At 67.3% G+C, this 9,743-nt stretch carries 8 protein-coding genes; 4 read left to right on the forward strand and 4 right to left on the reverse strand.

Features of this window, described 5'->3' with window-relative positions:
- Positions 1-8: 8 nt before the first annotated feature.
- Positions 9-1,187 carry a UbiH/UbiF family hydroxylase gene (locus tag VL15_RS27190; RefSeq protein ID WP_048249752.1) on the reverse strand — a complete coding sequence of 393 codons (1,179 nt, stop codon included), beginning with the start codon at positions 1,185-1,187 and terminating at the stop codon, positions 9-11.
- A 246-nt stretch (positions 1,188-1,433) separates the two neighbouring features.
- Here VL15_RS27190 and ychF point away from each other — a divergent pair, with 246 nt between their 5' ends.
- Complete coding sequence (gene ychF / locus VL15_RS27195; protein ID WP_048249753.1) at positions 1,434-2,528, forward strand: redox-regulated ATPase YchF; 1,095 nt, start codon at positions 1,434-1,436, stop codon at positions 2,526-2,528.
- A 144-nt stretch (positions 2,529-2,672) separates the two neighbouring features.
- On the opposite strand, the gene gabP is transcribed toward ychF, so the two are convergent.
- The 3 genes from gabP to VL15_RS27210 all read right to left on the reverse strand — a co-directional run bounded on the left by gabP (position 2,673) and on the right by VL15_RS27210 (position 6,171).
- Complete coding sequence (gene gabP / locus VL15_RS27200; protein ID WP_048249754.1) at positions 2,673-4,064, reverse strand: GABA permease; 1,392 nt, start codon at positions 4,062-4,064, stop codon at positions 2,673-2,675.
- Positions 4,065-4,479: 415 nt separating this feature from the next.
- A complete protein-coding gene (locus tag VL15_RS27205; RefSeq protein ID WP_048249755.1) occupies positions 4,480-4,824 on the reverse strand; it encodes an MmcQ/YjbR family DNA-binding protein in 345 nt (114 codons plus the stop codon).
- An 81-nt stretch (positions 4,825-4,905) separates the two neighbouring features.
- The gene (locus VL15_RS27210; RefSeq protein ID WP_048249757.1) at positions 4,906-6,171 is read right to left on the reverse strand and encodes an MFS transporter; all 1,266 of its coding nucleotides are present in this window, start codon (positions 6,169-6,171) and stop codon (positions 4,906-4,908) included.
- A gap of 193 nt (positions 6,172-6,364) precedes the next feature.
- Here VL15_RS27210 and gcvA point away from each other — a divergent pair, with 193 nt between their 5' ends.
- From gcvA to ettA, 3 genes are all read left to right on the forward strand, one after another.
- Positions 6,365-7,282 (forward strand): transcriptional regulator GcvA, encoded by a 918-nt coding sequence (gene gcvA / locus VL15_RS27215; RefSeq protein ID WP_048249758.1) that lies wholly within the window; start codon positions 6,365-6,367, stop codon positions 7,280-7,282.
- 108 nt (positions 7,283-7,390) lie between these two features.
- Positions 7,391-7,699, forward strand: a complete 309-nt coding sequence (locus tag VL15_RS27220; protein ID WP_048249761.1) for a DUF3761 domain-containing protein — start codon at positions 7,391-7,393, stop codon at positions 7,697-7,699.
- Positions 7,700-7,886: 187 nt separating this feature from the next.
- Entirely contained in the window at positions 7,887-9,554 is a 1,668-nt protein-coding gene (gene ettA, locus VL15_RS27225; protein ID WP_048249762.1) for an energy-dependent translational throttle protein EttA, read from the forward strand.
- The last annotated feature ends 189 nt before the right edge of the window (positions 9,555-9,743 follow it).

The raw sequence follows: 9,743 nt of genomic DNA on the forward strand, positions 1-9,743 counted from the left end.
AGGTTCGCTCAACCGAGCGCGGAGGACACGAGCCAGCGCTTCACGAGCGGCTGCGCGCCGACGAATGCCATGCCCGCATTGCGTATGGCCTTCGCGAGCGGGCCCGGCACCGCGAACAGCCGCTGCAGGCCGTCGGTCGCGACCATCAGCGCGCGGATGTCCTCGCGCCGCGAACGCTCGTAGCGGCGCAGCAGCACCGTATCGCCGAGGTTGCGGAAACTTTCCTTGCCCGCGATCGCGTCGGCGAGCGCCGCGACGTCGCGCAGCCCGAGGTTCATCCCCTGCCCCGCGAGCGGGTGGATCAGGTGCGCGGCATCGCCGACGAGTGCGACGCGCGGCGCGATCAGCTTGTCGACCGTCTGCAGCGCCAGCGGGAAGCCGGCGGCCGGCGTCACGCATTCGAGCGTGCCGACCTGACCATGCGACACGCGCTCGACCTCCGCCGCCAGCTGCGCCGGATCGAGTGCGAGCAGTTTGTCCGCATGGGCGGTGTGCGCGGACCATACGAGCGACACGTGACCGTCCGGCAGCGGCAGCAGCGCAACGATCTCGCCTTCGTGGAACCACTGGTAAGCCGTTTCGCGGTGCGGCAGCGACGCCTTGAAGTTCGCGACGACGCCCGTCTGCCGGTAATCGAGCCGCTCGACTTTGGCCCCCATTTGGGAACGTACCCACGAATGCGCGCCGTCGGCGCCGACGATGAGGTCCGCTTCCAGCACCTGCCCCGACGACAGCGTGAGAACGGCCGCATCGTCGCGCACGTCGAAGCCCTGTGCGCGCGCATCGAACCACGTAAGGTTCGGCTGGAACCGCAGCGCGGCATCCAGCGACGTCTCGACCAGCGACGATTCGGCGATCCACGCGAGCTGCGGCACGGAGGCCTGGTACGCGGAGAAATGCAGTTCCGCGTGCGCATCGCCGTACACGCGCATGTCGTAGACGGGCGCGAGCCGGCTGTGGTCGAGCGCCTGCCAGACCCGCAGCCGCTCGAGCAACGCCTGCGAGCTGGACGACAGCGCGTAGACGCGCGTGTCGAACGCGAGATCGGCGGGGCGCGGCGTGGCCGGCTGGGCGAGCAAGGCAGTCTTGTAGCCGGACTGGGTCAGCGCGAGCGCGGCCGTCTTGCCGACGAGCCCGCCGCCGACCACGGCGACATCGAAGGTGTGGTGGGCAGTCATGGCGGGCATTATAGCTGCGGGGCCAAACCCTTACGCGGCTGGACTTTGCGGGAAATCAGCAGAATCGCGGGTGGATGCGGTGGCGCGGCGGCCCGCCGCATCCGCCGTTCGGCGCAAGCCCGGAATCCGGGGCGTCGGCACGGTACAATAGCGCTTTTGACCGTCGGCCCGCCGCGCCCCAAGCGCCGGCCGCCCTTTTTTCCCGCGCCGCCGTGCCCTGTCCGGCCGCGCCGCTTTACCCGTCCGAAGGATTCCATGAGCCTCAAATGCGGCATCGTCGGCTTGCCCAACGTCGGCAAGTCCACCCTGTTCAATGCGCTGACCAAGGCCGGCATCGCCGCCGAGAACTACCCGTTCTGCACGATCGAGCCGAACGTCGGCATCGTCGAAGTGCCCGATACGCGCCTGAACGCGCTCTCCGAGATCGTCAAGCCCGAGCGCGTCGTGCCGGCCGTCGTCGAATTCGTCGATATCGCCGGCCTCGTTGCGGGCGCGAGCAAGGGTGAAGGCCTCGGCAACCAGTTCCTCGCGAACATCCGCGAAACCGACGCGATCACGCACGTCGTGCGCTGCTTCGAGGACGAGAACGTCATTCACGTTGCCGGCAAGGTCAGCCCGATCGACGACATCGAAGTGATCAACACCGAACTCGCGCTCGCCGACCTCGGCACCGTCGAGAAGGCGCTCGCGCGCTACTCGAAGGCCGCGAAGTCGGGCAACGACAAGGAAGCGGGCAAGCTCGTCGCGGTGCTCGACAAGGTGCGCGCGCAACTCGACCAGGGCAAGGCCGTGCGCGGCCTCGCACTGTCGGACGACGAAGAGGCGCTGCTCAAGCCGTTCTGCCTGATCACCGCGAAGCCGGCGATGTACGTCGCCAACGTGAAGGACGACGGCTTCGAGAACAATCCGCACCTCGACGTGGTGCGCAAGTACGCGGAAAGCGAAAACGCGCCGGTGGTCGCCGTGTGCGCGGCGATCGAAGCGGAAATCGCCGATCTCGACGACGCGGACAAGGAAGCGTTCCTCGCCGACATGGGCATGGAAGAGCCGGGCCTCGACCGCGTGATCCGCGCGGGCTTCAAGCTGCTCGGCCTGCAGACCTACTTCACCGCGGGCGTGAAGGAAGTGCGCGCGTGGACGATCCATATCGGCGATACCGCACCGCAGGCGGCCGGCGTGATCCACACCGACTTCGAGCGCGGCTTCATCCGCGCACAGACGATCGCGTTCGACGACTACGTCACGTACAAGGGCGAGCAAGGCGCGAAGGAAGCCGGCAAGATGCGCGCGGAAGGGAAGGAATATGTCGTGCACGACGGCGACGTGATGAACTTCCTGTTCAACGTCTGACGCCTGCAGCAACCGATGCCGTGCGATAGGTACGGCATCGCGCATCGCGTACCCAGGCACGCAAAACAAATGGCCCGACCGGCAAACGCCGATCGGGCCATTTTTCATGGCGGGTCCTTCCCGCCGTACCGTCACTTCACTGCATCACGTCGCCGACACCCGCCGCCCCGCATTCGCCTGCGCATCGCGACCTCGCTTGTTCAGCCACGACGCAAGCAGCACAAGCAACGCCAGCACGACCGTCGCACCCACTTCCATCCGGTGATCCTCGCTGACGAACATCACGGTCAACGTGCTGCAGATGAACAGGATCACGGCCCACGTGAGCCACGGGAACATCCACATCCGCAGCGTCAGGTCGGCGCCGCTCGATTCGAGCGTCTTGCGCATCCGCAGCTGCGAGATCGCGATCACGAGGTACACGAGCAGCGCGATCGCGCCCGACGTCGCGAGCAGGAAGCCGAACACGTGCTCCGGCATCAGGTAGTTCGCGATCACGGTCACGAAGCCGAATGCCGTCGACGCGAGCACGGCCGCCCGCGGCGTGCCGGTCGAATCGGTGCGATGCAGGAACGCAGGCGCGTCGTTGCGCTTCGACAGCGAGAACAGCATCCGCGACGCCGTGTACAACGCCGAATTCAGGCAGCTCGCGACCGACACGAGCACGATCACGTCGATGATCGCCTTCGCGTTCGGGACGCCGATCAGCTCCATCGCGCGCTGATACGAGCCGTGCGTCGGCAGCAGCGGATCGTTCCACGGCACGATGGCCGCGACGACCAGAATCGAGCCGAGATAGAACAACGTGATGCGCCAGATCACCGAGTTCGTCGCACGCACGATCTGGCGTTGCGGGTTGTCCGATTCGGCCGCCGCGATCGTCACGATCTCGGTGCCGAGGAACGAGAACATCGTCGTCAGCATCGCCGCCAGCACCGCACCGGCGCCGTTCGGCATGAAGCCTTGATGCGCGAACAGGTTCGACACGCCCGATACGGCCGGCGCCGGCACGATGCCGACGATCGCCGCGCCGCCAATGCACAGGAACACGACGATCGCGACGACCTTGATCAGCGCGAACCAGAATTCGAATTCGCCGTAGTTCTTGACGGAAAAGAGGTTGGTGATGGTGAGCAGCAGCGTGATGCCGAGCGCGAAGATCCAGGTCGCGATGCCCGGGAACCAGGCATTGAGGATGGTTGCGGCGGCCGTCGCCTCGATCGGGATCACGAGCACCCAGAACCACCAGTACAGCCAGCCGATCGTGAAGCCGGCCCAGTGGCCGATCGCGCGATCGGCATAGGTCGAGAACGACCCGCTGTCGGGATTCGCGACGGCCATCTCGCCGAGCATGCGCATCACCAGGATGACCAGCACGCCCGCGATCGCATACGCGAGTATCGACGCCGGACCGGCTTCCGCGATCGCGTGGCCGGAGCCGACGAACAAGCCCGCGCCGATGACGCCGGCAATCGACATCATCGTCACGTGACGCTGCTTCAGACCCGTGCCGAGGCCTGTGTTGCTTCCACTCATCTGTCTCTCTCCAAAAAACGGTTCCGGTTCGACCGGGTGTCGCATGAAGGCGGCGCGGGGAGTTGTCGTTCTTGAGTCCGGCTGCGGCCGCGCGTGCATCGCACGCGGGCATGAGGCCGGACGGGGCCGTTCGGGTCGGTGCGCCGCGCAGTCTGCGAAGCTGCGGGTGCGATGCGGCACGCAGGGTGCCGGCGCATCGCGAGCGCCCTTTCCATCGGCTTTCGTCAGCCACCTTCGAAGCGAAGGAGTGTAAGCATCAAACGGTTCTTCACTAAGAACCAATTGAAGAATTTCGATGGAACCACTTGTTGCATCGATGCGAACCGATGCAACGCTTGATCCGGTGCGACGCCGGCTTGCGAGCCGTCAGGCCGCTTGCGTCTAAGGTATGTCGGCAGCGTGGCGCGCCGAACGCTCAGATCGAGCCGCGCGCCGCTTCGTCGCGCCACTTGGCCGGTACGATCGCGTGCCATTCTCGCAGAAGCAGGTTTTTCACGGCGTCGGGATGCGCGGCCGACAAGCGTACCAGCACGATCGGCCAGCCCACATAGTGATCGGTCACGTAATACACGTCGGGCTCCGATTCGATCAGCCACGCGCGCTCGTCGGGGCCGACACCCTTCACGACGAGCGTGTCGCCGTCCTCGCGCAGCCGCGCGAGCATCTTGCCCTTCACCTTGAGTGCGGGCGTGCCGTACGACGTGCCCTCCTCGACGCCGCGCCACGCCAGCGCGATCTGCCGGACTTCGTCGAATGTCACGATGCCTCCCCGACCGTTCGTCGATGGTTGACGGTCCGGCCACCCTACCGGAAATCGTCCGGCGCGCCCAGCCCGGTGCGCCTATCCGCCGACCGCACGCGCGGCCGTCGGCGCCCGTCCGGTGGTCGCGACGATGGCGAATGCGATCGCATTCGCGACGGCGCTCGCGAGGATCGGCACGAGATAGCCGCCACCCGCGTCGTAGATGAAGCCGGCGGCGGCCGGCCCGATCAGCGTGCCGAACGCGACGCTCGTATACAGGATGCCGATGATCGCGCTCACGTTGCGCCCGCCGAAGTAGTCCATCACGACTGCCGGCAGCACGGCGACCCAGCCGCCGTAGAACACGCCGAACACGAGTGCGAACGCGGCAAGCGTCGCGACGGTGCCGGCGCCCGCCCACGCGACGAGCGCGACGGCCATGCCCGCGAACATCGCGAGCAGCGATGTTCGGCGGCCGAAGCGGTCGGCGAGGCCGCCGAGGAAGAAGCGGCCGGCCGTGCTGCCGACGCCGATCGCGCCGAGCAGCAGCACGGCCGTCGATGGCGCGACGCCATGATCGAGCGCGTACGGCACGAGGTGAACGAACGGGACGAACACGCCGAACGAGCACACGAGGCATGCCGCATAGAGGCTCGCGAACGGCCGCGACGTGACGGCTTCGCGCACCGTCGCGCCGGCATGCACGGTCGCGGCGGCCGCGGCAGCACCGGCGTTCCGGCCGCCGTCGCCGGCGGCATCGCCGTCGGGCAACAGTCCACGCCCGCGCGGATCGTTCTCGATCAGCAGCGACATGCCCGCCCCCACGACCACCGCGATCACGGCCAGCGTGAAATACGCGCCGCGCCAGCCGACATGCGCGATCAGCGCGGACGCGAGCGGCGGCATCACGAGCGTGCCGACGCCGATCCCCGCGACCGCGAGCCCCGACGCAAAGCCGCGCCGGCGCACGAACCAGCGCTGCACGGCGCCAACGGCCGGCACATACGCGCAGCCAACGCCGAGACCGACACCCAGCCCGTACGCGACATAAACCTGCACCAGCGTGTGCGCGGCGCCGGCTGCCGCGAGCCCGGCGCCCGTCAGCAGCATCCCGGCGATGGCGAGGCGCCGCGAGCCGAAGCGATCGGCAAGCGGCCCGCTGACGATGCCGAAGCCGAAATACAGGAAGCCGGCGAGCGAGAACACGAGCGAGATCTGCCCGCGCGATGCGGCGAAATCCCGCTGCAGCGACTCGACGAACGCGCTGAAGGTATAGGCGCTGCCAAACCCGACGAACGTGACGGCAAACGCAGCCGCGACCACGTACCAGCCGTAAAAGAGGCGCGATGCGCCCGGGCGGTTCATGACGATGCTCCTCTCAGGTCGCACCGGCCGCCGAGCGGCGTCCGGATTGCCTCATGGATATAGTTGAACTATGTTGATCACATCGGCCGCCGAGAGGCGGCCACAAACAATGCGATCTGATGCGACAACGGTACTCGCGCGTACGCATCGCCTCAAACGATATTTCGTCGGCCTTTCGCTTTAGAAAAACTGAATGAATCGTTCCCGCCTGCCACCCCTCAATGCGCTGCGCGCATTCGAAGCGGCCGCTCGCCACCTGTCGGTGAAATCGGCGGCCGAGGAGTTGTCGGTCACGCCCGGCGCCGTGAGCCAGATGATCCGCACGCTCGAGACGCATCTCGGCGTGCAACTGTTCGAGCGCGTCAACCGCGGCATCCTGCTGACGGCCGCCGGCCGCGACTACCTGCCGCCGGTGCGCAACGCGTTCCGGCAGATCGCCGATGCGTCGCAGCGTGTGTCGGGCGCCGCCGACAGCGGCGTGCTGACGGTGAGCGTCACGCCGTTCTTCGCGTCCGCATGGCTCGTGCCGCGCCTCGCGCAGTTCCGGGAGGCTTGCCCGGACGTCGACCTGCAGGTCGTCACGAGCCACGCGCTCGCGGATTTTTCGCGCGACGGCGTCGACGTCGCGATCCGTCACGGCCTTGGGCGCTACATCGGGCTGTGCAGCGAGCGTCTGCTGACGGTGGAGATCGTCGCGCTCGCGTCGCCCGACCTCGTCGCGCGGCTCGGCATGCCTGCGACGCCGGCCGATCTCGTCGGCTGGCCGCACTTGCATGACGCCGAGCGCAAGGGCTGGCACATCTGGTTCGGCGCACAGCGGATCGACGATTTCGGCCCGCCGCGCGGCCCTGCGTTCGACGACTCGGGCCTGCTGCTGCAGGCGATCGTCGCCGGCCAGGGTGCCGGGCTGCTGCCGGCGGCGATGGTGCGCGGCGAGCTGGCAAGCGGCCGGCTCGTGCAGCTCGCCGACGTCGCATGGCTCGACGATTTCGCGTACTACCTCGTCTACCCGCCGCATCACGCGGAGCGGCCGAAGGTGGCCGCGTTCCGCCGCTGGATTCTCGATGCCGCGCAGGCCGACGGCGCGGCGTCGATGTCCGGCGCGGCGTAACGTCGCTCCGCTGCGCAGCGCCGGCGCCGATCCGGAACCGATCGGCTAACATGCGGCGCGGGCCGGCGGCCCGACATCGACAACAACATACCGACCGAGAGAGAGACCATGCCTGCCCTGCTGCGCCGCGCGACGCACATCGCGACCCTGTCGGCCGCGCTCTTCGTCGCCTGCGCGACCCTGCCCGTTCCGGCGCATGCATACCGCGCACCGCCCGGCTACGGCAACGAAGCCGATCTCGACCGTCACGACACGTATCGCAACCGCGACGGCGAGACCGTGCACGCGCCCGCGCATTCCAGATCGGGCCGCGTGCCCGAAGGCGCGAGCGCGCGCTGCCGGGACGACACGTACAGCTTCAGCCGCCATCGGCGCGGCACGTGCTCGGGGCACGGCGGCGTCGCCGCGTGGCTGTGAACGCGGCGCGCCCGAATGCCTGCGCCGCGCCAGCGGCAGCCGGCGGCGAAGTACAATAGCCGCTCGCGCCGCCGACACCTGGCGACGCCGCCGCGCCCCGCGCGGCACGCTCCGTACCGAATCACCCGACGCCGCCACGCCAGCACGCTGCGCGGCAGTCTCAACCATTTCTGACTTTCACACCCAAATGGCCCAATACGTTTTCACGATGAACCGGGTCGGCAAGATCGTGCCGCCCAAGCGCCAGATCCTGAAGGACATCTCGCTGTCGTTCTTTCCCGGCGCGAAGATCGGCGTGCTCGGCCTGAACGGCTCGGGCAAGTCGACGCTGATCCGCATCATGGCGGGCGTCGACAAGGACATCGAAGGCGAAGCGACGCCGATGCCGAACCTGAACATCGGCTACCTGCCGCAGGAACCGCAGCTCGACCCGACGAAGACGGTGCGCGAAGCCGTCGAGGACGGTCTCGGCGACCTGTTCCAGGCCAACAAGAAGCTTGAGGAAATCTACGCGGCCTATGCCGAGCCGGACGCCGATTTCGACGCGCTCGCGGCCGAACAGGCGAAGTACGAGGCAATCCTCGCGTCGAGCGACGGCGGCAGCCCCGAGCAGCAGCTCGAAGTGGCCGCCGACGCGCTGCGCCTGCCGCCGTGGGACGCGAAGATCGAACACCTGTCGGGCGGCGAAAAGCGCCGCGTCGCGCTGTGCAAGCTGCTGCTCGAAAAGCCCGACATGCTGCTGCTCGACGAACCGACCAACCACCTCGACGCCGAATCGGTCGACTGGCTCGAGCAGTTCCTCGTGCGCTTCCCGGGCACCGTCGTCGCCGTCACGCACGATCGCTACTTCCTCGACAACGCGGCCGAGTGGATTCTCGAACTCGACCGCGGCCACGGCATTCCGTGGAAGGGCAACTACAGCAGCTGGCTCGACCAGAAGGAAGAACGCCTGAAGCAGGAAGAAGCGTCGGAGTCGGCGCGCCAGAAGGCGATCAAGAAGGAACTGGAGTGGGTGCGCCAGAACCCGAAGGGCCGCCAGGCGAAGTCGAAGGCGCGTATCGCGCGCTTCGAGGAGCTGAACAGCCAGGAATACCAGAAGCGCAACGAGACGCAGGAAATCTTCATCCCGGTCGGCGATCGCCTGGGCAATGAAGTGATCGAGTTCAAGAACGTCAGCAAGGCGTTCGGCGACCGCCTGCTGATCGACAACCTGAACCTCAAGATCCCTGCCGGCGCGATCGTCGGCATCATCGGCCCGAACGGCGCCGGCAAGTCGACGCTGTTCCGGATGCTGACGGGCAAGGAACAGCCGGATTCGGGCGAGGTCGTGATGGGCCCGACGGTGAAGCTCGCGTATGTCGACCAGAGCCGCGACGCGCTCGACGGCTCGAAGACGGTGTTCGAGGAAATCTCGGGCGGCGCCGACGTGCTGACGGTCGGCAAGTACGAAACGCCGTCGCGCGCGTACATCGGCCGCTTCAACTTCAAGGGCGGCGACCAGCAGAAGATCGTCGGCAACCTGTCGGGCGGCGAACGCGGCCGCCTGCACCTCGCGAAGACGCTGATCTCGGGCGGCAACGTGCTGCTGCTGGACGAACCGTCGAACGACCTCGACGTCGAAACGCTGCGCGCGCTGGAAGACGCACTGCTCGAATTCGCGGGCTCGGTGATGGTGATCTCGCACGATCGCTGGTTCCTCGACCGGATCGCGACGCACATCCTCGCGTTCGAAGGCGACTCGCAGGTCACGTTCTTCGACGGCAACTACCAGGAATACGAAGCGGACAAGCGTGCTCGCCTCGGCGAAGAAGCCGCGAAGCCGAAGCGGCTGCGCTACAAGCCGATCAGCCGCTGACCGTCGCGGCCCGGGCGCCCGGCACTGCGGCAACGCGGGGCCGGATGCCGTAGGTGGCCGCTTCCGGATCGGCAAAACGAAAAAGCCCGCCTTGCGGCGTAATGCCGTTCAGTTAAGCAACTGAACGGCATTTTTGTTTGTGGCGAGAGCCTGTTGTAAACGGGACACGACGGTGTTAACTTTCGTCGC

Origin of the sequence: Burkholderia cepacia, from assembly GCF_001039005.1 — a bacterium.
Lineage (GTDB): Bacteria > Pseudomonadota > Gammaproteobacteria > Burkholderiales > Burkholderiaceae > Burkholderia > Burkholderia theae.